The sequence below is a fragment of the Duganella lactea genome, from assembly GCF_009857505.1.
Lineage (GTDB): Bacteria > Pseudomonadota > Gammaproteobacteria > Burkholderiales > Burkholderiaceae_D > Rugamonas > Rugamonas lactea.
This window is the reverse complement of the sequence record NZ_WWCP01000050.1, coordinates 1-22,627: the sequence shown is the minus strand read 5'-3', so window position 1 is coordinate 22,627 and position 22,627 is coordinate 1. Positions and strand designations below refer to the sequence as shown.

General features: G+C 67.2%; 16 protein-coding genes. 2 read left to right on the top strand and 14 right to left on the bottom strand.

Annotation, left to right across the window (positions count from 1 at the left end):
* The first annotated feature begins 18 nt into the window (after positions 1–18).
* Positions 19–1,281 (top strand): flagellar hook-associated protein FlgL, encoded by a 1,263-nt coding sequence (flgL, locus tag GTP44_RS24725; protein ID WP_160990672.1) that lies wholly within the window; start codon positions 19–21, stop codon positions 1,279–1,281.
* Between the two features lie 83 nt (positions 1,282–1,364).
* Here flgL and GTP44_RS24720 read toward each other — a convergent pair whose 3' ends face one another.
* The 14 genes from GTP44_RS24720 to fliF all read right to left on the bottom strand — a co-directional run bounded on the left by GTP44_RS24720 (position 1,365) and on the right by fliF (position 21,962).
* Positions 1,365–10,121, bottom strand: coding sequence for a beta strand repeat-containing protein (locus GTP44_RS24720; RefSeq protein ID WP_161021501.1), 8,757 nt, complete (start codon positions 10,119–10,121; stop codon positions 1,365–1,367).
* A gap of 85 nt (positions 10,122–10,206) precedes the next feature.
* The gene (gene fliR / locus GTP44_RS24715; protein ID WP_160990670.1) at positions 10,207–11,049 is read right to left on the bottom strand and encodes a flagellar biosynthetic protein FliR; all 843 of its coding nucleotides are present in this window, start codon (positions 11,047–11,049) and stop codon (positions 10,207–10,209) included.
* Between the two features lie 13 nt (positions 11,050–11,062).
* Complete coding sequence (gene fliQ, locus GTP44_RS24710) at positions 11,063–11,332, bottom strand: flagellar biosynthesis protein FliQ (protein WP_160990669.1); 270 nt, start codon at positions 11,330–11,332, stop codon at positions 11,063–11,065.
* 10 nt (positions 11,333–11,342) lie between these two features.
* Complete coding sequence (gene fliP / locus GTP44_RS24705; RefSeq protein ID WP_160990668.1) at positions 11,343–12,128, bottom strand: flagellar type III secretion system pore protein FliP; 786 nt, start codon at positions 12,126–12,128, stop codon at positions 11,343–11,345.
* Positions 12,118–12,687 (bottom strand): flagellar biosynthetic protein FliO, encoded by a 570-nt coding sequence (gene fliO, locus GTP44_RS24700; RefSeq protein ID WP_161021500.1) that lies wholly within the window; start codon positions 12,685–12,687, stop codon positions 12,118–12,120. The genes fliP and fliO overlap by 11 nt, the downstream gene beginning before the upstream one ends.
* Positions 12,684–13,121: a flagellar motor switch protein FliN gene (fliN, locus tag GTP44_RS24695; protein ID WP_160990666.1), complete on the bottom strand. Its 438-nt coding sequence runs from the start codon at positions 13,119–13,121 to the stop codon at positions 12,684–12,686. The genes fliO and fliN overlap by 4 nt, the downstream gene beginning before the upstream one ends.
* 14 nt (positions 13,122–13,135) lie before the next feature.
* Positions 13,136–14,116 carry a flagellar motor switch protein FliM gene (fliM, locus tag GTP44_RS24690; protein WP_161021499.1) on the bottom strand — a complete coding sequence of 327 codons (981 nt, stop codon included), beginning with the start codon at positions 14,114–14,116 and terminating at the stop codon, positions 13,136–13,138.
* Positions 14,117–14,127: 11 nt separating this feature from the next.
* Positions 14,128–14,637: a flagellar basal body-associated protein FliL gene (gene fliL, locus GTP44_RS24685; protein ID WP_161021498.1), complete on the bottom strand. Its 510-nt coding sequence runs from the start codon at positions 14,635–14,637 to the stop codon at positions 14,128–14,130.
* Positions 14,638–14,838: 201 nt separating this feature from the next.
* A complete protein-coding gene (locus GTP44_RS24680) occupies positions 14,839–16,533 on the bottom strand; it encodes a flagellar hook-length control protein FliK (RefSeq protein ID WP_161021497.1) in 1,695 nt (564 codons plus the stop codon).
* 30 nt (positions 16,534–16,563) lie between these two features.
* Positions 16,564–17,004, bottom strand: a complete 441-nt coding sequence (fliJ, locus tag GTP44_RS24675) for a flagellar export protein FliJ (protein ID WP_161021496.1) — start codon at positions 17,002–17,004, stop codon at positions 16,564–16,566.
* Positions 17,005–17,039: 35 nt separating this feature from the next.
* The gene (gene fliI, locus GTP44_RS24670; RefSeq protein ID WP_160990661.1) at positions 17,040–18,464 is read right to left on the bottom strand and encodes a flagellar protein export ATPase FliI; all 1,425 of its coding nucleotides are present in this window, start codon (positions 18,462–18,464) and stop codon (positions 17,040–17,042) included.
* A gap of 3 nt (positions 18,465–18,467) precedes the next feature.
* The gene (locus GTP44_RS24665; protein WP_160990660.1) at positions 18,468–19,235 is read right to left on the bottom strand and encodes a flagellar assembly protein FliH; all 768 of its coding nucleotides are present in this window, start codon (positions 19,233–19,235) and stop codon (positions 18,468–18,470) included.
* Entirely contained in the window at positions 19,235–20,233 is a 999-nt protein-coding gene (fliG, locus tag GTP44_RS24660) for a flagellar motor switch protein FliG (protein WP_160990659.1), read from the bottom strand. Before fliG ends, GTP44_RS24665 begins: the two co-directional genes overlap by 1 nt.
* Complete coding sequence (gene fliF / locus GTP44_RS24655) at positions 20,226–21,962, bottom strand: flagellar basal-body MS-ring/collar protein FliF (protein WP_160990658.1); 1,737 nt, start codon at positions 21,960–21,962, stop codon at positions 20,226–20,228. Before fliF ends, fliG begins: the two co-directional genes overlap by 8 nt.
* A 185-nt stretch (positions 21,963–22,147) precedes the next feature.
* On the opposite strand from fliF, the gene fliE reads away from it, so the two are divergent.
* A complete protein-coding gene (fliE, locus tag GTP44_RS24650; RefSeq protein WP_160990657.1) occupies positions 22,148–22,492 on the top strand; it encodes a flagellar hook-basal body complex protein FliE in 345 nt (114 codons plus the stop codon).
* Positions 22,493–22,627: the final 135 nt, after the last annotated feature.

Sequence of the window (22,627 nt, the reverse complement as noted above, 5' to 3'; positions counted from 1 at the left end):
AAGGAATGGGGTAGCACCATGATCATGCGCATCAGCACCAAGACCATGTTCGACATCGGCTCGACGCAGATTACGTCGCTGTCGTCGTCGATGGCGCGCACGCAGCAGCAGCTGGCCACCGGCCGCAAGAATCTGACGGCGGCCGACGATCCGATCGCCAGCGCGCGGGCGCTGGAGGTGACGCAGTCGCAATCGCTGAATACCCAGCTGGCGACCAACCGCTCCAACGCCAAGGCGCTGCTGAGCAGCGAAACCACCGCGCTGGCCAGCGCCACCTCGCTGATGCACGACATCAAGACGCTGGCGGTGCAGGCCGGCAACGGTTCGTACACGGCATCCGACCTGGCATCGCTGGCCAGCGAACTGGAAGGCAGCCTGGCCGACCTGCTGGGCGTGGCCAACACCAGCGACGGCGTCGGCGGCTATGTGTTCTCCGGCTACAAGTCGACCACCTTGCCGTTCACCAAGACCCCCACCGGCGCCGAATACCAGGGCGACCAGGGGCAGCGCGCGCTGCAGGTGGGCTCGACCCGCACGCTGCCGATCACTGATTCGGGCACGGCGGTGTTCGAGGCCAACGCCACCGGCAACGGCACGTTCGTCACCACGCCGGACACCGGCAATTACGGGCGCGGCGGCACCGGCATCATCAGCGCCGGCTCGGTCAAGGACCCGACACTGCTGACCGGCAATAAATACCAGATCAACTTCCAGGTGGTGCCGGCGCAGCCCGGCATCCCCAAGCAGACCACCTACACGGTGACTAATCTGACCACCGGCACGCCGGTGCCGGCCGACCCTGACCCGGCCGAGCCGCAGCCCTATGTCAGCGGCCAGAACATCAGCTTCGACGGTCTGCAATTCGACATCAAGGGTGATCCGGCCGATGGCGACAGTTTTGGCGTTGCGCCATCGACCAAGCAATCGATCTTCAGCACGGTGCAGGGCTTTATCGACGCGCTGCGCTCGCCCGGCGCGGGCGCGCCCGGCAATGCCCAGATCAACAACATGCTGAACCAGCTGCAGGTCAACATCGACAACGCCACCGACAACGTGCTGTCGGTGCAGTCGGCGGTGGGCGCGCGGCTGAAGGAGCTGGACTACCTGGACAGCTCGGGCGATGACCTCGGGCTACAGTACTCCTCGACACTGTCGACGCTGCAGGACCTCGACTACACGGCGGCGATTTCGCTGTTCACCCAGCAGCAGACCACGCTGACGGCGGCGCAGAAGTCGTTCACCACGATGTCCGGGCTATCGCTGTTCAACTACATCAGCTGATTGACCGACGCCTGAAGAGAAACGGCCAGCTTGCCCAGCTGGCCGTTTTTGTTTGCCTGTCCGAAAACCCGGTGTCAGGTCCTTTACTTGGCGGCGAGGATGCCTTGGCTGGCGCTGGCTTGCTTGCGCAGCCAGTCGTCGGACTCGGCGGTGGCGGCGCCGCTCAGCGCGGTGGTGGCCTGATATTGCGTCAGTTGGCTGGAGAGGGCGGCGACGTGGTTGTTGAGGCTGCTGTCGGCGCCCGGCAGACGCAACTGGCCGGCGGCGGCGCCGGTACTGTCGGTCTGCTGGTAGCCGCTGACGGCGGCGCTCAGCGCGCCGGCTGTCGTGCCGCCGCGCTCGGCCAGGAACCAGACGTCGGCCAGCGCGTGCGTGCTGCCGTCGGTGCCGGTGTAGCTCGACTCCAGGCCGATCCAGTTGCCCTGATCGACCACGCTCACCTGCCGCGCCTGCACGCTGAGGCTGGCGATGTGCAGCGACGCCAGCGTCTTCAGTTCGTCCGCCTGGCTGACGCCGTCGGCGTTGGCGTCGACCCACACGCGCAGGTCGCCGAATTGCGCGTCCTGGTGGTCGATGACGCCGTCGCCATTGGTGTCGAGCGAGGCCAGCGCGGCGAAGCCGTCCCGCGCCTTGCCGCCGGCGCCATCGCTGGTGGCGGTGCCGAACAGTTCACCGCCGTCATTGATCAGACCGTCATGGTTGCGGTCCAGCACCAGCAGGCCGTCGCCTTTGCCAACCCAGCCGGTGCGCACCGGCTGACCGTCGGCGCGGAGGTCGAACCGCACCCCGGCGGCGATATCGAGCGTGGTGACGCCGTTGCCGTCGAGGTCGAGGATCAGCGGGCTGGCCGACGGCAGCACCGCTTTCTGTTCGGTCGACAGCGCGGCAATCTGCGTCGCCGTCAGCGCTTTGACCTGGTCCATGCCGAGACCGGCGACCTGGGCCGTGGTCAGCGCCTTCAGCAGCGTCGATTGCAGCGCGCGCACCTGGCTGGTGGTCAACGCGGCGATCTGGGACGTGCTGAGCTGCTGCACCGAGCTCGCTTTCAGGCCGTTCAGCTGTGTGGCCTTCAGCGCGGCGAGGTCGCTGCCGTCCAGGGCGCTCAATTGCGCGCTGCTGAGCGCGTTCAGCACGGTCAGCGTCAGCACGCCGATGTCGGCCGTGCCCAGCGTGTCGATCTGGGTCGCGGTCAGGCCGGCCACCTGGTCGGCGCCCAGGGCCGCCAGCTGGCGGGTGTTGAGGGTATCGAACACGGCGCCGCTGAGGGCGCCCAGTTGCTGCGAACTGAGCGCCTGGACCTGGATGTTGCTCAGCACCGCCAGCGTGTCCATGCCTTCCAGCTGGCTGTTGCTCAGCGCCTTGATCTGGGTCGCGCTCAGACCGGCGATCGCGCGGCTCGACAGGGCGTTGACCTGCGACACGGTCAGCGCGCTGATCTGCGCCGTGCTCAGCTTGGCGATCTGCGCCGAGTTGAAACCGCCGACCAAGTCGGATCGCAGCTGCTGCAACTGGCCGGTGCTCAGGTAGGACAGGTTCAGGCCGCTAACCTGCTGGGTGGTGAGGTTGCCCAACTGCGTGTTGGTCAGCTGCGCCACCTGGGCCGCGCTGAGGGCGGCGATCTGCGCCGAGCGCAGCGAGGCGAAGCTGTCGTCGTCTAGCCCGCCCAGTTGGGACGAGGTGAGGGCGGCCACCTGCTTCGAATTGAGCGTGCCCAGCGTCGACAGCGCGTTCAACTGCGCGGTGCTGAACGCTTGCAGGTCGTCGGCGCCGAAACCGCCCAGCTGACTGGTTTTGAGCGCGGCCAGCTGGTCGCCGGTCAGGCCGCGCAGTTGCGAGCTCTTCAGCGCGGTCAGTTGCGCGCTGCTGAGCGCCTGCACGTCCTCGACTTCCATCGCCGCCAGTTGCGTGCTGCTCAGCCCGCCAAGTCCGGTCAGCGACAGCGCGCGCACCTGGGCGGTGCTCAGCGCGACCAGCTGTGTGTTGCTCAAATTACTCAACTGGAGGCTGTTCAGCGCGGCGATCTGCGCCGTGCGCAGCGCCGCCAGCTGGTCGGCGTTCAGCGACTGCAGCTGGACGCTGCTCAGCGAGCTGAACTGTGCGGTGGTCAGCGGCGCCAGCGTGTTCAGGCCGGCCAGTTGCGCGGTGCTCAGCGCCCGCAGCTGGGCCGAGGTCATGCCGGCGATTTCCACCGTGCTGAGCTGGCCCATCTGCTCGATGCTCAATTGGGCGACCTGGGAGCTGCCCAGCGCGGCGAACTGGCGCGAGCTCAGGCTGGCCAGGTCTTCGGCTTCCATCGCCCGCAGCTGCGCGCTGCTCAGCGCGGCCATGGCGGCGGTGCCGAGCGCGCGCCACTGGGTCACGCTCAGCACCTGGATCTGGTGGGTGGTCAGCGCGCCGATCTGGCTGCTGGAGAAGATCGCCAGTTGCGCCGTGCTCAGCGACGCCAACTGGTCGTCGCTCAGCGTCGCCAGGCTGGCGGTGCCGAGGGCGCCGAGTTGACGGGTGCCGAGCCAGCCGAGTGGCAGCAACGCCAGCTGGGCCGAACTCAGCGCGCCGACCTGGGCGGTGCTCAGCGCGCGCACCTGGCCCGAGGTCAGGCCCAGCAGCTGATCGTTGCTGAGCGCGGCGATATCGGCGGTGTCGAGCGCGGTGATTTGTGCGGTGCTGAGGAAGGCCATGTCGCCCGCCTCGATGGCGCTGACCTGGCCGACGTCGAGCGCGGCGATGGCGCGGGTGCTCAGCGCGCGCAACTGGGCGCCGCTCAGGGCGACGATCTGCGCGCTGCTCAGCGCATGCGCCTGGCTGCTCGACAGGCCGGCGATGGCCCCGCTGCCGAGGCTGCCAATCTGGGCCAGCGTCAGCGCCCGCAGCTGTGCGCTGCTCAGGGCCGCCAACTGACTCGATTTGAGCGCGGCGATGTCGTCCAGTTCGATCGCCGTCACCTGCGTCGAGGACAGACCCTGCAGCGCGCGGGTGCTCAGCGCGCCGACTTGGGCGCTGCTCAGCGACGCCAGTTGATTGCTGTTCAGCGCGGCGCTTTGCAGCGCGGTCAGCGCCGCCACCTGGCGTGTGCTCAGCATCGCCAGGTCGTCGGCCGTGAGGGCGGCGATGCGCGCGGTCGACATGGCGGCGATCTGGCCGGTGGTGTACTCGGTCAGATTGCCCAGCGCCGCCAGCTGGGTCAGGCTGAGCGCGCCCAGCTGGGCGTCGCTCAGCGCGCCGATGGCGGCGCTGCGCAGCGCGTGCAATTGCTCGGTCAGCAGCGCGGCCACTTGCGCGGTGGTCAGGGCGCGGATTTGCGCCGTGCCGAAGGCGGCGAAGTCCTCGACCTCGATGGCGGCGATTTGCGCCGTGCTCAGGCGCGCCAGCAGCGCGGTGGACAGCGCGCGCGCTTGCGCGGTGGACAGCGCCACCACCTGGTCGATGCCCAGGCCGGCGGCCTGGTCGCCGTTCAGCGCGGCGATCTGGCTGGTCTTCAGCGAAGCCAGCTGGTCGAGCGACAACTGCGGCAGCTGGGTCGTGCTGAGACCGCGGATCTGCGCCGTGCTCAGGCCGGCGATCGGCAGCGCGTTCAATTGCGTGGTGGTCAGCGCGGCGATCTGGTTGGCTTGCAGGCCGGCCAGGTTGCGGCTGCCGAGCGCGGCCAGTTGGTCCGGCGTCAGCGCCCGCAACTGGGTGCTGCTGAACGCCTGCAACTGGTTCGACTTGAGCGCGCCGACATCGTCGACTTCAATCGCGCTCACCTGGTTGGCCGACAGGCCGGCCAGCGCCCTGGTGCTCAGCGCGCCGATCTGGGCGCTGCTCAGCGCCGCGATCTGGACGCTGCTCAGCGCGCCCGCCTGGGCGGAGCTGAGGATGGCGATCTGGCGCGTGCTCAGCAAGGCCAACTGGTCGGCGCTCAGCGCGGCGATGCGCGCGGTCGACATGCTGGCGATCTGGCTGCTGCTGTAATCGCCGAGGTTGCCCAGCGCCGCCAACTGGGCGTCGCTGAGGGCGGCCAACTGGGCCGGGCTGAGCGCGGCAATGGCGGCGCTGCGCAGCGCCTGCAACTGTTCGGTCAGCAAGGCGGCCATTTGCGCGGTGGTCAGCACGCGCAACTGGGCGCTGCTCAGGGCGCTGAAGTCCTCGGCCTCGATGGCGGCGATCTGCGCCGTGCTGAGGTGCGACAGCAGCGCGGTCGACAGCGCCCGCGCCTGCGTGGTGGACAGCGCCACCACCTGGTCGGTGCGCAGGCCGGCGGCCTGATCGTCGTCCAGCGCGGCGATCTGGCTGGTCTTCAGCGCGGCCAGCTGGTCCAGCGACAGTTGCGCCAGTTGCGTGCTGCTCAGGCCGCGGACTTGCGCCGTGCTCAGGCCGGCGATCGGCAGCGCGTTCAGTTGCGCGCTGTTGAGCGCCGGCATCTGGCTGGACTTCAGGCCGGCCAGACTCTTGCTGCTGAGCGCGGCCAGTTGGGTCGGCGTCAGCGCCTGCAACTGGCTGCTGCTGAAGGCTTGCAACTGATTCGATTTGAGCGCCGCCACATCCTCTTGTTCGATGGCGGCGATTTGGCCGACGGTCAGGCCGGTCAGCGCCTGGGTGCTGAGCGCCGCGACCTGGGCCGTGCTGAGCCCGGCGACCTGGCTGGTGGCCAGCGCCGCCGCCTGCACGGAGGTGAGCACGGCGATCTGGCGTGTGCTCAGCGAGGCCAGTTCATCGGCCGTGAGCGAGGCGATGCGCGAGGTTGACAGGCCGGCGATCTGGGCGGTGGTGTAGTCGGCCAGGTTGCCCAGCGACGCCAGTTGGGTGTTGCTGAGGGCGGCCAACTGGCTGGCGCTGAACGCGGCGATGGCGGCGCTGCGCAGCGCGTGCAGCTGCTCGGTCTGCAAGGCGGTCATCTGGGTGGTGGTCAGCGCGCGCAATTGCGCCGTGCCGAGGGCGGCGAAGTCCTCGGCCTCGATGGCGGCGATCTGCGCCGTGCTCAGCTGCGACAGCAGGCCGGTCGACAGCGCGCGCGCCTGCGCGGTGGACAGCGCCACCAGTTGCGCGGTGTTGAGGCCGTCGGCCTGCTCGCTGCCGAGCGCGGCGATCTGGCCGGTGCGCAACGAAGCGAGCGCGTCCAGCGACAGACTCTGCAACTGGGTGTCGCTCAGCGCCCGCACCTGGCGCGTGGTCAGCGCCGCCAGCGTGCTGAGCGCGCCGAGCTGGGCATTGCTGAGGACACTGATCTGGGCGGTGCTGAGCGCGGCGATTTCCTGGGTGCTCAGCCGGCCGTACTGGCCGGTGGACAGCGCCGTCAGCTGGGCGCTGCTGAGCGCGCCGATCTGGCGCGTGCTCAGCGCGCGCAGATCTTCCTCTTCCAGCGCGTTGAGCTGGGTCGAGGTCAGTGCCGTGATCGCCGAACTCGACAGCGAACGCACTTGCGCGGTGGTCAGCGCGGCGATCTGCGCGGTGCTCAGCGTCTGCAGTTGCAGGCTATTCAGCGAGGCCAGTTGCGCGGTGCTCAGCGTGGCGATCTGGTCGGCGGTCAGCGCCGCCAGTTGGGCCGACGACATGCCGGCGATCTGGCGTGTGCCGAGGTTGCTCAGGCCGCCATTGAGGGCGGCGATCTGTTCGCTGCTGAGCGCGCCGATCTGGGCGCTGTTGAGCGCGGCCACGCCGCGCGAGCTCAGCGCGCCAAGCTGGCTCAGCGTCAGTGCGCTGACCTGGTCGGTGCGCAGCGCCGCCACCTGGCTGCTGGTCAGCGCGGCGATGTCGACCGCCTCGATCGCCGCCACCTGCGCGGTGCTCAGCGCCGCCAGCGTCGCCGAATTGAGGCTGCGCACCTGGGACGTGCTGAGGTTGATGATCTGGTCGCTGGTCAGCGCGCTGACCTGGGCGCTGGTCAGGCCGGCGATCTGGCTGGTTTTGAGCGTGTCGATACTGGCCAGGCTGGCGATCTGCGCGGTCGATAGCGCGCCGATCTGGCGGCTGGACAGCGGCGCCAGCGTGCTCAGCGCGGCGAGCTGGGCGACGGTCAGTGCCTGGATCTGTTGCGTGCCGAGGGCGGCGATCATCTGCGTGCTCAGGCCGCCGACCTGGGTCAACGCCAGGTTGCTGATCTGCTCGGTGGTCAGCGCCGCCACCTGGCGCGTGCTCAGCGCTTGCAGGTCGACCAGTTCCATCGCCTGCAACTGGCTGGTGCTCAGCGCCGCCAGTTGGTTGGCGGTCAGCGCGCGCACCTGGCCGGTGGTCAGCGCGACGATTTCGGCCGAGGTCAGCACCGACGCCTGGGCGGTGGTCAGCGCGGCGATCTGGGCGGTGGTGAGGCTGGCCAGGATGTCCAGCGACAGCGAGACGATCTGATCGGTGGTGAGCGCCGCGATGGCGGCGGTGGAGAAGCCGGCCAGCGACGGCAGCGCGCTGATTTGTTCACTGCTCAGTACGGCTTTTTGCGCGGTGGTCAGCGCCGCGATGTCCTGGCTGCTCAGCGCGCCGATCTGGCTGGTGCTCAGCGCGACGATCTGCGCGGTGGTCAGCGCCGCCACCTGGCGAGTGCTCAGGCTGTTCAGCGCGCTGTTGCTCAGTTGGCTGATCTGGGTGGTGGTCAGCGACTGGATCGCTTGCGTGCCGAGCGCGCGCACTTGCGCCGTTTGCAGACCGTCCAGCTGGCTGCTCGACAGCGCCTGCAGTTGTTCGCCGCTGAGGGCGGCGATCTGGTTGCTTTTCAGCGAACCCAGATCGGCCAGATTCAGATGGGCGATCTGGTCCGTGCTGAGCGCGCTCACCTGGCGCGTGGTCAGCGCCGCCAGCGTGCTGAGCGCGTCCAGCTGGGCGTCGCTCATGCTCAGCAGTTGGGCGGTGGTCAGCGCGGCGATTTCCTGCGTGGTCAAAGCCTGCACCTGCGCGCTGTGCAGCGCCTGGATCTGGTCGGTGCCGAGCGCCGCCAACTGGCGCGTGCTCAGTGCCGCCAGGTCGTCCTGGCCGAGCAGGGCGATGCGGTCGGTGCCGAGCGCCGCCAGCGCGGCGGTGCTGAGCGCGCGCGCCTGGGCGGTGCTCAGCACGCTGATATGGTCGGTGGTCAGCGCGGCCGCCTGGTCGGCGCTCAGCGCGGCCACCTGGGCGGTCTGCAGGGCGCTGAAGCCGTCGCTGCCCAGACTGGCCAGCTGGGCGGTGGTGAGGGCGGCCACCTGACGCGTGGCCAGCGCGCCGAGCGCCAGCGCGCCGAGCTGCTGGCTGTTCAGCACCGCCACCTGCTGCTGGGTCAGTGCCCGCACTTCGGCGCTGGTCAGCGCCGCCAGCTGGTTGCTGGACAGCGCCGTCACCTGGTCGGTGCCGAGGCTGGCGATCTGGGCGGTGCGCAGCGCGCGGATGTCGCGCGTTTCGATCGCCGCGATCGCCGCGCTGCCCAGCGCGGCCAGCGCGGCGGTGCTGAGCGCGGCCACCTGGTCGGTGCTCAGGGCGACGATCTGGTCGGTGCTGAGCACTTGCAACTGGGCGCCGCTGAACGCGCCCAGCTGGCGCGAGCTCAGCACGGCCAGGCCGTCGGTGCCCAGACTGTCGATCTGCGCCGTGGTGAGTGCCCGCACCTGCGCGGTGGTCAGCACGTTGACGGCGGCCAGCGCGTGGAATTGCGCGGTGCTGAGCGCGCCGATCTGATCGGTGGTGAGCGCGGCGGTGGCGGCGCTGCCCAGCGCCTGCACCTGGCTGGTCAGCAAGGCGCTGATCTGGCGGGTGCTCAGCGCGCCGACCTGGACACCGCTGAGCGCGGCGATGTCGGCGCTGTCGATGGCCTGGAGCTGGTCGGTGTCGAGCGCGCGCAGGTTGGCGCTGCTCAGGGCGCGGAATTGCTGGCTTTCCAGCGCGACGATCTGGTCGGTGGTCAGCGCGTGCACCTGGTTGCTGTTCAAGCCCGCCAGTTGGGCGGTGCCCAACGCCGCCACGATGTCGGTGTGCAGCGCGGCGATGTGGGCGCTGGTGAGGCCGGCCAGTTGCGCCACGCTCAGCGGCGTCAGCGTGGTGAACGCCGCCACTTGTGCGGTGCCCAGCCAGCTCAACTGGGCGGACGTCAGCGCCGCCAGCTCGGCGGTGGTGAGGGCGACCGCCTGGTCGCTGCTGAGGCCGGCCAACTGGGTCGAGCCGAGGGCGCGGATCTGCTGGCTCGACAGGCTGGCCAGGTCGCCCGTTTCCAGCGCGTGGAACTGCGTCGCCGTCAGCGTGCTCAGCGCCAGCGTGGCCAGCGCCGCCACCTGGGGCGCGCTCAGCTCGGCGATCTGGGTGGTCGACAGCCAGCCCACCTGGGTCGCCGTCAGGGCATTGATCTGGCCGGTGGTCAGCTGTTGCAACTGGTCCGACACCAGCGCCGCCACTTGGTCCGCGTTCAGCGCGCCGATGGCGCGGGTCTGGATGGCGCGCAACTGGTCCGAGGCCAGCCCGGTCAGTTGGTTAGTGGTGAGGCTGGCGATCTGGGTCGAGCCGAGGCTGCCGATCTGCTGCGTCTGCAAGGCGCGCAGGTCGTCGGTTTCCAGCGCGGCGAACTGGTCGCTGCGCAGCGCGTTCAATTGCGTGGTGGTCAGCCCCAGCATTTCATCGGTGTTCAGCGCGGCCAGCTGATGGCTGCCCAGCGCCCGGATGTGGGCGGTCGTCAGCACGCTGATGTTGGCGCTGCCCAGCGCCGGCATGGCGGCGGTGCTCAGGCCCATGACGCCGCTGACGCTCAGGCGCGACAGTTGCAGTGTGGTCAAAGCGGCAACATTGTCCGACGCCAGCGCGCCAATCTGATCGGAAGAAAACGCCTGCATGTCCTCGGTGGTCAGCGCGGCGACATTCTGCGTCATCCACAGGGCGATATCGGCGGTGGTCAGGCTCGGGACAATAGTGGTCATTGCAGGGTTCTCCAGGGGAGCTTCCATGATACGCGGTAAATTGCCGGGCGGAAACCAAAATCTCTTACTTACCGATGAATTTTTGCTATGGGCCCAGCGACGGCGCGGCCAGCGCCGGTTGTGTCGGTTTTGCAACAGGCTGGCGCTGCGACCAGGTGCGCGGCATCAGCCGGGCGCGTTCCACGCCGTCCAGTAGCAGGTTCTGGATCGGCATGCCGAGGTAGGGCAGGCTGAGCGCCACCACCAACAGGCCGACCCCGAGCGTGATGGGAAAGCCGATGCCGAACAGATTCAGCTGCGGCGCCGCGCGCGTCAGGATGCCCAGCGCCACGTTGGTGATTAACAGGGCGGCGACGATCGGCAGCGACAGCTGCACGCCGACGCTGAAGATCTTGCCGCCCCAGTCGGCCATCTGCTTGAAGCCGCCGCCGTAGACCGGCAGCGACGATACCGGCAGCGTGGAAAAACTTTCCACCAGCGCCGACAGCAGCACCAGGTGGGCGTTGACCGCCAGGAAAGCCATGGTGGCCACCAGCGACAGGAACTGGCTGATGGCCGACGAGCGGCCCTGGGTGTTGGGATCGAAGAAGGTGGCGAAGCCCAGGCCCATGGTCAGGCTGGCCACCTCGCCGGCCATCTCCACGGCGGCGAAAATGATGCGGATGCTGAAGCCCATGGCCAGCCCGATCAGCATTTCCTGCATCAGAATTAACAAACCGGCATACGACATCGGGTCGACCGCCGGCCAGGCCGGCACCGCCGGCGCCACGATTACCGCCAGGCCCACGCCCAGCGCCACCTTGATGCGCGCCGGCACCGCCTTGTTGCCGAAAATCGGCGCGGCGGTGATCAGCGCCAGGATGCGTGTCAGCGGCCACAGCAGGCCGGCGATCCACAGATTGATATCGGCCGAGGCGACGGTGAACATGCTGGACGGCGGCTCAACCCACCAGCAGCGGGATGCCGGTGAAGATTTCGCGCATGTAGTCGAGCAGGATGGACAGCATCCACGGCCCGGCCACCACCAGCGCGACAAACACGCCCACCAGCTTGGGAATGAAGGACAGCGTTTGCTCGTTGATCTGGGTGGCGGCCTGGAAGATGCTGACCACCAGGCCGATCACCAGCGCCACCAGCAGCAGCGGCGCGGCCACCATCAGCGTGACCTCCATGGCGTGTTTGCCCATGGTCATTACGGTTTCGGGCGTCATCGCGGCCTCTTCAGTAGAAACTCTGGGCCAGCGAACCCAGCAACAGTTGCCAGCCATCCACCAGCACGAACAGCATCAGCTTGAACGGCAGCGAAATGACGGCCGGCGACATCATCATCATCCCCATCGACATCAGCACCGAGGCCACCACCATGTCGATGATCAGAAACGGAATGAAGATGGCGAAGCCGATCTGGAACGCGGTTTTCAGCTCGCTGGTGACGAAGGCCGGCACCAGGATGCGCAGCGGCACGTCTTCCGGCCCCTGCAGCGCCGGGCTGCGCGACAGTTTGACGAACAGCGCCAGGTCGGCCTCACGCGTCTGCTTGAGCATGAAGGTTTTCAGCGGCGCGGCGCCCTTGTCCAGCGCCTGGCTCAGGTTGAGCTTGTTTTCCTGCAGCGGCAGATAGGCTTCGTTGTAGATCTTGTCGAAGGTCGGGCCCATGACGAACAGCGTCAGGAACAGCGCCAGGCCGACCAGCACCTGGTTCGGCGGCGCCGACTGCGTGCCCAGCGCCTGGCGCAGCAGCGACAGCACGATGATGATGCGGGTGAAGCAGGTCATCAGCAACAGCGCGGCCGGGATGAAGCTCAGCGCCGTCATCAGCAGCATGGTCTGGATCGGCAGCGTGTAATTGGTGCCGCCGCCCGGCGCCGGGGTGGCGGTCAGCGCCGGGATGCCGAGGTTCGATTGCGCGGCGGCCGCCAGCGGCAAAGCCAGTACTGCCAGCGTCAGCAGCGATCTGGCGAGCGTCGGGGCCGCCCGTACCACGCCTGCTGACAACTTATTTGCCATGGCGTTGGTCGATCGTTTGTTTGAACCAGTCGGCGAAGTTGGCGCCCGGCAGGGCGGTCGCCGGCAGCGGTTCGCCGCTTTCCTGGCGCGGCATGGTGGCCAGCGCGTTCATGCGGCCGGGCGAGGCGCCGACCACGATCCATTGCTCGCCCACTTCGACCACCAGAATGCGCTCGCGCGTGCCCACGCTCAGCGAGCCGACCAGCTTGACGTTGCGGCCGGCGCCGCCGAGGCCGCGCGGGTTGATGCGCTTGGTCAGCCATGCCAGGCCCAGCATCAGCGCGATGACGAACAGCAGCGCCAGCGAGGTTTGCAACAGGCTGCCGCCGGTGGACGGCGTGCTCACCTGCGGCGTCGGGATGGTCATGGCCATCGCGCCCTGCTGGGCCGCGGGCGCGGTGGCCGCGGCCGCTGCCGATGTGGCGGTGGACGCCGACGCGCCCTCGGCCGGCTGCGTGACGGCGGCGGGTGGGACGGCCGCGTCGGGCGGCGTCGCCAGCGCGGGCGCGGCGGCCAGGGCCGCCGCGATCAGGAGGGCAAAAGTCAGTCGTTGCTTCATTTATTGAGTTTTCGGATACGTTCGGACGGTGTAATGATATCGGTCAGGCGGATACCGAACTTGTCGTTCACCACCACCACCTCGCCCTGGGCGATCAGGCAGCCGTTGACCAGCACGTCCATCGGCTCGCCGGCCATGCCGTCCAGTTCCACCACCGAGCCCTGCGCCAGTTGCAGCAGGTTCTTGATGGCGATCTTGGTGCGCCCCAGTTCCACCGTCAGCTGCACCGGGATATCGAGGATGAAGTCGATATCATTATGGGTTTCGGTCTTGTTCGGCGAGGTGGAGAAATCCGTGAACACGGCGGCGCTCGCTGTTGGCGCGGTGGCCTGCTGCTTTTCCAGCGCGGCCGCCTCGGCCTGCGCCTGTTCGGCGATCGCCGCGCCCCATGGATCGTCATCGTCCAAGGGCTGATCGTCTTGATTATCCGACATGTTTCTCTCCGGTGTTATTTAAGGTTATCGGCATTGGTCAGCAGTTTCTCGACCTTGAGCGCGTATTGTCCGTTCATCACGCCATAGCTGCAATCCATGACCGGCACGCCGTCCACGGTGGCCGAGATGAATTCCGGGATTTGCAGCGGGATGATGTCGCCCACGCGCATGTTCAGGATCTCGTCGAAGTTGACCTTGGCCGTGCCCAGCGACGCCACCAGCTCGACCTCGGCGATCTGGATCTGCTGCTTCATCAGGCGGATCCAGCGTTTGTCCACTTCCAGCGCCTCGCCCTGCAGGCTGGAGGTCAGCGAGTCGCGGATCGGCTCGATCATCGAGTACGGCATGCAGAAGTGGATCTGGCCCGACACCGAGCCCAGTTCCACCGTGAAGGTGGACGCCACCACCACCTCGTTGGGGGTGGCGATGTTGGCGAACTGGGTATTCATTTCCGAGCGGATGTATTCGAACTCGACCGGGTAGACCGGCTCCCACGACTTGGTGTAGGCCTCGAACACGATGTCCAGGATGCGCAGGATGATGCGCTGCTCGGTCTGGGTAAAGTCGCGCCCCTCGACACGGGTGTGGAAGCGCCCGTCGCCGCCGAACAGATTGTCCACCAGCAGGAACACCAGGCCCGGGTCGAACACCATCAGCGCCGTGCCGCGCAGCGGCTTCATGTGCACCAGATTGAGGTTGGTCGGCACCACCAGGTTACGGATGAACTCGGAATACTTGGAGACCCGCACCGAGCCGACCGACACCTCGGCGCTGCGGCGCAGGAAGTTGAACAGGCCGACGCGCAGCAGACGGGCGAAGCGCTCGTTGATAATTTCCAGCGTCGGCATACGGCCGCGCACGATACGTTCCTGGGTCGCCAGGTTGTAGTTGCGCACGCCCGCGACGTCTTCCGCCGCCGCGACGTCGTCCTGGTCGCCGTTGACGCCCTTCAGCAGGGCATCGACTTCTTCCTGGGAGAGAAAATTATCCGCCATGACTAGTCTGCTTACTGAATGATGAACGACGTGAACAGCACGTCGTCGATTTCCTGCTGCGCGCCGCGGTCTTCGAACGGCTCGCGCAGTTGGGCCACAATTTCCTTGGCCAGCTGGATCTTGCCGGCCGGCGTGTTGATCTCGGTCGCGTGCTTGCTCGACAGCAGCAGCAACATGCGGCTGCGCACCTTGGCCATATTGTCCTTGACGGCGGTTGCTTCCTCAACGCCGCCCACCTGCAGCGTGAAGGCGATCTGCAGATACTGGTCGGCGCCATCCTCGCCCGGTTGCAGATTGACGGTGAACGGCTCGACCGGCACGTATTCCGGCTTGACCGCTTTCTTGCTTTTCTTTTTCTTCGGCGCGTCGTCATGCTCTTCCGCGTCGCCCTTGCCGTGCATGAAGAACCAGGCGGCGGCGCCGCCAGCGCCACCCAGCAGCAGTACCGCCGCGACGATGATGATGATCAGTTTTTTGCTGCCACCGCCGGCTGGCGCTTCAACTTTCTGATCGGCTTTCATTTTTGGATTCGCTTTCAAAGTTGCCCTTCATGCTGCGGAATGGTTCACGCCGTCATTATGTCATTATCGCTTGCCGCAAAGCATACAGAAGCGCCGAAAAGAGGGGCGTTCCCCGTCCTGCTTGACATTTCCTTAGTGTAACAGACAACAAAACCGGGAAGGCAGGGCGCCGCTCCCGGTTTTTGTGACGATGAGGCCGGATCAGGCGAAGGTGTCGACGGCGCCGGCCGGCAGGCGGCGCGGTGGCGGCGCGGCGCGGGCGGCATCGTTGCCGCCACCACCGTTGTCGCGGCGGTCGCCGCCGCTGCGGCCACCCATGCCACCATTGCCACCATTGGCGGCGCTGGCCTGCTGGCTGAAGGCGCCGTCGCGCTGGTCCGACATGCCCGAGGAGACGGTGGCGCTGCCCAGCTGGATGCCGGCGTCGCTCATCATTTCCTTCAGTTTCGGCAGCGCGTTTTCCAGCGCCTGGCGCACTTCCGGCGCGGCCGAGCTGAAGGCGGCGGTGGCCTGGTCCTTGTTCACGCTCAGCACCACTTGCAGCGGGCCGAGATCCGGCGGGTTCAGTTCCATGGTGGCGCTTTGCTCGCCGCCGGCGGCCATGAAGATGATCTTCTGGCCCAGTTGCTGGTCCCAGGCCTGGGTGCCGACCCGGCTGTTGAGGCGGTCGGTTGGCACCGCCGTGGCGGCCTTGGCGATGTCCTGCGCCGCGTGACTGGCGGCCGGCGCGATGGTGATGGCGGCGGCTTCCTTCTGTGCGGCGACCGCTTCGCGGTTGGCGCTGGCGGCTTGCGGCGCGGCGGCCAGCCGGGCTGGATCGGCGTCGGTCTGCTGCTGTGGTTGTGACACTTGCGGCCGGGCGTCGGTGGCCGGCGCCGTCGAAACGTCGGCGTGCGCCAGGGCGTCGGCGCCGGTCTTGGCGGCGGCCTTGCCGGTTGTGGCGGCGGTATCCGCGGTCTGGCTGCTGACCGGGTGTTGCGCCAATGCTGCGCTGTCGGTCACCGGCGGGCGAAGGGCGGCGCCGTCCGTCTTGTCGGTGGTGGTGGCGGTATCGGCTGCTGCTGCTGCTGCTGCTGCTGCTGCTGCGGCCGGCGTAGTGGTGCTCGCTGGAGTTTGCGTGCTCGCGCCGGCTTTGGCCAGTGCGTCCTTGAACGCGGCGGCACCAGCGGCCAGCGCGGCGGTGTTGGCGGCGGTCTCGGTGGCCTTGGTTGCCGCGGTCTCGCTCATCTGGACCGCCGCTGTCGCGGCGGCGTCGGCCAGTTGGCTGGTGGTGGTGGTGGTGTCGGCGGCCATCGACTCGCCCTCGGTGGTTGGCGCGGTATTGCCGGCAGCCGCTGCCAGCGCTGCCGCGGCCGCAGGATCGGCGGCATCGGTGGTCAGCGCGGCGGTGCCTGCGCTTGCGGCGATGTCTGCACTGGCCGCAGTCGAGGCGACCGGCGTAACCGGCACGGCTGGTTGGTTGAAGGCGGCCATCAGGGCCAGCATGTCGGCCATCGGGTCGGTGCTTTGCGCGGCCTTGGCGTCACTTTCGGCGGCGTCTTTGCCGCTGTTGTCGTGGTCGCTGGAAGTGCTCTTCGTTGGGGCGGGCGCTGGCGCCTGCGCCTGCGCGGCGGCGCTGTCATTGCTGGCGGCCGGCTTGGCGTTCACCGGCTCGGTCTGCGCAGGCTTGGCCGGCGTGGCCTGCTTGGGGGCCGAGGCGCGCGAGGCGGACGGGCGTTCGGCGGCTTTGGCCGGCGGATTGGCGTTGGCGTTGGCGTTACTGGACTGGTGCTGCTGCATTTCGCGCGACAAGGCCTGCTTGAAGGCGTCGTTGTCGCCGCCCGAACTCAGGTTCAGGTTGACTTTGGGCGCTGCCACCGCATTGGCATTGATGTTCGGAAGTTGAGTGTTTTGCATGATACGCGCCGTGTCTAAGTAGTTAATGCATCATCGCTTGTAGAACGCCCCGCGCGCCGCGTGTTCGTCCATCGCTTTCTGGTCACGCTGGTTTTCCAGCTTGAGCGCGGCCGCGTCGGCGCGCTCGTTCAGCGTCGAGTAGGACATGCGCTTGCGCTCGCTCGTCTGCCAGGCCGCCTTTTCCTGTTCGCTGCGGTACTCGGCATGCTTGATCATCTCCTGCTGGCCCTTGACCGCCGTGTCCAGCTTGTCAATAAAGGCCACGAAATTGCGGTAAGCCATGGGCGTGATGCCCGCCACCTGGGCCGCTTCAAATTTGTTGATGTATTCCTGCTGGAACCCCACCAGCATCTCGTGCTTTTGTTTCTCTTCTTCCACCTGCTTCAGGGACGCGCCCAGCCGCTTGGCGGCGTCGTCTGTTTCACGCCGCGCCAGGTCCATCAGGGTTTCAAGTTGCGCTTTGGAAGCCATAATGAGGAATTATAAGTAACGAGCCGGACGCTCAATCAGTCGAACAGAGCGGTTAATTGCCCCAAGCTCTCGCCCATGGTGACGCGTTCCGTGATTTGTTGCTGCAAGAAATTTTCTATCTGATCATGCAATTGGATAGCCTGGTCCAGCACCGGGTCGGTGCCGGCGGCGTAGGCGCCCACGCTGATCAGGTCGCGGCTGCGCTCGAAGCGCGAGAACAGCTGCTTCAGCTGGCGCGCCTTGGTCTGGTGCTCGGCCGAGGTGATCGAGTGCATCGCGCGGCTGATCGACTGTTCGATGTCGATGGCCGGGTAGTGGCCGGCCTCGGCCAGGCGGCGGTTCAGCACGATGTGGCCGTCCAGAATCGCCCGCGCCGAGTCGGCGATCGGGTCTTGCTGGTCGTCGCCCTCGGTCAGCACGGTGTAGAAGGCGGTGATCGAGCCGCCGCCCAGCTCGCCGTTGCCGGCGCGTTCGACCAGCACCGGCAGCTTGGCGAACACCGACGGCGGATAGCCCTTGGTGGCCGGCGGTTCGCCGATCGCCAGCGCGATTTCGCGCTGCGCCATGGCGTAGCGGGTCAGCGAATCCATGATCAGCAGCACGTTCTGGCCCTTGTCGCGGAAGTGCTCGGCGATGGCGGTGCTGTAGGCCGCGCCTTGCAGACGCATCAGCGGCGGCGTGTCGGCCGGGGCCGCCACGACCACCGAGCGCGCCAGGCCTTCCTCGCCGAGAATCTGCTCGATGAATTCTTTGACCTCGCGTCCACGTTCGCCGATCAGGCCGACGACGATGATGTCGGCCTCGGTGTAGCGCGCCATCATGCCCAGCAGCACGGACTTGCCGACGCCGGAGCCGGCGAACAGGCCCATGCGCTGGCCGCGGCCGACGGTCAGCATGGCGTTGATGCAGCGCACGCCCACGTCCAGCGTTTCGACGATGGGCGCGCGGCCCAGCGGGTTGGCGGGGCGGGTGTTGATTGGCGCGCTGTCGCTGGTCTGGATCGGGCCGAGGCCGTCGAGCGGGCGGCCGGCGGCGTCCACCACCCGGCCCAGCAGTTCGATGCCGACCGGCAGATGGCGCGCGCGGTCGCTGGGGCGGCGCCGTGGATGGCTAACGCTGCCCGGTTTCGGGATCGCCGGCTCGACCGGGAACACCCGGGTGCCGGGCACCACGCCCTCGACGTCCGACTGTGGCATCAGGAACAGCTTGTCGCCCTCGAAGCCGACCACCTCGGCCTCGATCTTGCCGCCGCCGGCCAGCGGCACGGTGCAGGCGGCGCCAACGGCCAGGCGCAGGCCGACCGCCTCCATCACCAGCCCGGCGACGCGGGTGACGCGGCCCGACACTTGCATCGGCTCGACCATGGCGGCCAGTGTGGCGCAGTCGTTCAGATAGGCTTTCCAACGCCCGGCGTGCGGGTTGGCGGTGGGCGGGGCGGGGCGGTCGTCGACGGTGTCCATGGGTCAGTCCAGCCAGTCGACTTCCTTGCCCAGCGCGTGGCTGAGACGCTGCCAGCGCGCGACGGCGCTGGCGTCGATGGTGTTGCTGGCGGTGTCGACCTTGCAGCCGCCACGGCCGATCGACGGGTCTTCGGCCACACGCCAGCCGCCCTTGTCGAGTTCCTCGCCGAGACCGGCGCGCACCGTGGCGGCGTCGTCCGGATGCAACACCAGCAGCGCCGGCGGCTGCAGCGACGGCAGGTATTCGATCGCCTCGCGCACGATCGGCAGGATCAGTTCCGGCTTGACCTGCAGCGCGTTCTTCAGCATCCCCTTGGCCAGTTGCAAGGCCAGCTCCAGCACCTCGTTGGCGATCAGCTGGTCGGCGTCCTGCAGCGCGTTGCTGAAGTTGTCGGCCAGCGCGCGCACCGTCTGCAACTCGGCCTTCAGCGCCACCTCGGCCTCTTGACGCACGGCCTCGCTGGCGTCGGCGTGGCCGGCCGCGTGACCCTCTTCATAGCCATCCTGGCGCGCCGCCTCGCGGATCGCCTCCAGTTCCTCGACGGTCGGGTAGACGATGGGCGGCGGCGGTGGCGGCCCCATGTCCAGTTGCTCCTGCTCCGCCGCCAGCGCCGCCTGCAACTCGGCCTCGGCGTCGAGGCGCGCCTGTTCGGCATCGAGTTCGCGCTGTTCCGCCTCGCGCAGCGCCAGCGTGCTGGGACGCTCGTCGCCAAACGAGGTCATCTCCCAGCGCTTGAAGGCCGGCGGCGCGTCTTTCGAATGAATAGCCATTAAACGAAGGAATCCTCACCCTTGCCACCAAGTACGATCTGACCCTCGTCGGCCAGGCGGCGCACGATTTGCAGAATTTGCTTTTGCTGCGTTTCCACCTCCGACAGGCGCACCGGGCCTTTGGACTCCAGGTCTTCGCGCATCATCTCCGAGGCCCGCGCCGACATGTTGCGGAAGATCTTGTCGCGCAGCTCCTGCGACGCTCCCTTCAGCGCCACGATCAGCATCTCCGACTGCACCTCGCGCAACAGCAGCTGGATGCCGCGGTCGTCGATGTCGATCAGGTTGTCGAACACGAACATCTCGTCCATGATCTTCTGCGCCATGTCGTTGTCGTAGTTCTTGATGTTGTCCATGACCGAGCTTTCCTGTTCGCCGGACATGAAGTTGAGGATCTCGGCGGCGGCGCGCACCCCGCCCAGCGTCGACTTCTTGATGTTCTCGTTGCCCGACAGCAGCTTGGTCAGCACGTCGTTCAGTTCGCGCAGCGCGGCCGGCTGCACGCCGTCCAGCGTGGCGATCCGCAGCACCACGTCGTTGCGCAGACGGTCGGTGAAGTTGCCGAGAATTTCGCAGGCCTGGTCGCGCTCCAGGTGGACCAGGATGGTGGCGATGATCTGCGGGTGCTCGTTGCGGATCAGCTCGGCCACGGACTGCGAATCCATCCACTTCAGCGACTCGATGCCGGAGGCGTCCTTGCCGCCCAGGATGCGCGACAGCAGCACCGAGGCCTTGTCGTCGCCCAGCGCCTTGGTCAGCACCTGGCGGATGTACTCGTCCGAATCGAGGCCGACGGTGGAGGCGGCCTTGACCATGTCGCGGAAGTTGTCCAGCGTGCCCACCACTTCCTCGTGCGGCACGTTCTTCATGGTGGCCATGGCCGCGCCCAGCTTGAGCACTTCGCGCGGGCCGAGGAACTTCATCACCTCGGCGGCCTCGGTCTCGCCCATCGCCAGCATCAGGATGGCGGCTTTTTGCAGTCCGGTATTCTCAGTCATTTGCGCCTATCCATTCTTTAATCACGTTGGCCACAATGCGTGGGTCTTCCACCGCCAGTTTCTTGGCCATGGCCAGGTTTTCGCGGTAGCCGCGGGCGGTGCTTTCTTCCATTTTGCGCAGCGCCTCTTCGGCGATGAGGGCCTCGTCCGGACCGTCCTCGATTTCCTCTTCCGGCACTTCCGGTTCCGGTTCCGGTGCGTTGATCTCGTCGATTTTCTTGAACACCGGCCGCATCATCGGCCGCACGATGCGCATCACAATGTACAGCAGAATCAGGGCGGTGATCAGGAACTTCGCCAGATCCTTGGCCATCGGCAGGTTGGCCGGATCGCGCCACCAGTCCGGCGGCGCCTGGAACGGCTTGTCGACGCCGTCGAACGGCGAGTTGGCCACGCTGACGGCGTCACCGCGCTCCTGGTTGTAGCCCATGGCCTGCTTGACCAGGTCGTTGATCTTGGCCATTTCCTCCGGCGTGTAGGCCTTGACCGTCACCTTGCCGTCCTTGTCGACCAGACGCTTGTAATTGATCACCACCGCCACCGTCATGCGGCGCAGGCCGCCCATGCCGCGCTGCTCGTAACGGACGGTTTTGTCGACCTCGTAGTTGGTGGTCGATTCCTTGTGGCTGGGGCTGGCGTTGGCGCCGCCGGCCGGCAGCGTGCCCGGCGGCGTGCCGGGGGCCGGCGCGTTGGGGCCGTTCGCCTGCGCGGTCTGGTTCAGCGGCGCGGTGGCGGTGCCCGGCGGCTGGTTCGACAGCGCGCCCGGAATGCCACCCGGATTGGCGTTGTTGGCGTTGCCGCTGGTTTCGCTGGTCTGCTGCGAGCGGATGGCCGAGGCCGCCGGCGGCGAGTTCGGCTTGTAGTTTTCCGACGCCTGTTCGATCTGCGCGAAGTCGACGTCGGCCACCGCCTCGGCGCGCACATTGCCCTCGCCGACGATGGGAATGATGATCGACTCGACCTGCTTGATCACCTGGTTCTGCATGTTCTTGACGTACTTCAGCTGCTGCTCGTCGAGCTTGGCGGCGTTGGCGCCGGCCTTGTCCTGGTCGGAGATCAGGTTGCCGGCCTGGTCGACCACGGTGACGTTGGAGGGCAACAGCTCTGGCACGCTGGAGGCCACCAGGTGGACGATGGCGCCGGTTTGCGCGCGGTCCAGCATGCGGTTCGGATGCAACGTGACGATCACCGAGGCGGTGGGTTTCTGCTGGTCGCGCACGAACACCGATGGTTTCGGCAGCGCCAGGTGCACACGGGCGTTCTCGACCGGCGCGAGCGACATCACCGAGCGCGCCAGTTCGCCCTCCAGCGCGCGCTGGTAGTTGACCTGTTCGAGGAACTGCGACACGCCCAGCTTCTGGTTCTCCATCAGCTCGAAGCCAACGTTGCCGCCCTTGGGCAGGCCCTGGGCCGCCAGTTTGAGGCGGATATCGTGCACCTGTTCGGACGGCACCAGGATGGCGGTGCCGTTGTCGGCGAACTTGTGCTTGACCTGCATCTTGTCCAGTTCGGCCGTGATGGCGCCGCCGTCGCGGTCGGTGTAATTGGAGAACAGCACCGCGTACTCGGGCGGCTTATTCCACAGCCACAGGCCGAGCAGCACGGCGACGATGGCGGCGGCGCCGGCGGCGCGCACGAAGTTCTTGCCCATCGGTGTCTGGATGAAGGGCAGTTTCTCGGCGCCGTCGTCGGCTGTGGTGGCGTTATTGATTTCTTCCGCTACGGCCATGATGGTTGGGTTCCGGGTGCGAGGGTTCTTGAGGGAATACCGCCATTATTACTTGTAATCAGGAAATCCAATAGCCCGAACAGCGCGCCCTTTACGGTCCTGCTCGATGCAGGCGGCGCGCCGCTTCCTTGATATTCTGTTACCACTGATAAAAGCCTTGCCGTATTGTAACAAGAGGAGCAGCAATGAGAACAGGTGGAATAGACAGCAGCCAGATCCAGTCGATGATCGCGCAGCTGAAGGCCCACGCCACGCGGCCGGGGCTGACGCCGCCGGTGATCCAGACCGAGGCGCCGGCGCAGCCGAAGGTGGACTTCAGCGACGCGTTGAAGACGGCGCTGGACGGGGTCAACGCCAGCGCGCGGACGGCCGAGGGGCTGGGCAAGCAATTCGCGTCGGGCGACGACTCGGTCAGCCTGTCGGACGTGATGATTGCGCAACAAAAGTCGAGCATCAACTTCCAGGCCGCGATCCAGGTGCGTAACAAGCTGGTGTCGGCCTACCACGACATCATGAACATGCAGGTGTAAGCAACCCCGGTGTCAGACCTCGTATATTGAATCTACCGCGCCATCGCCGGATAATGTGGAGGTGGCAACGGTCAGGCAGGGTGACGCCGACCAGACTTTGGGTAGTTGAACCCGTGTGTCAGATAGGCGCCCTTG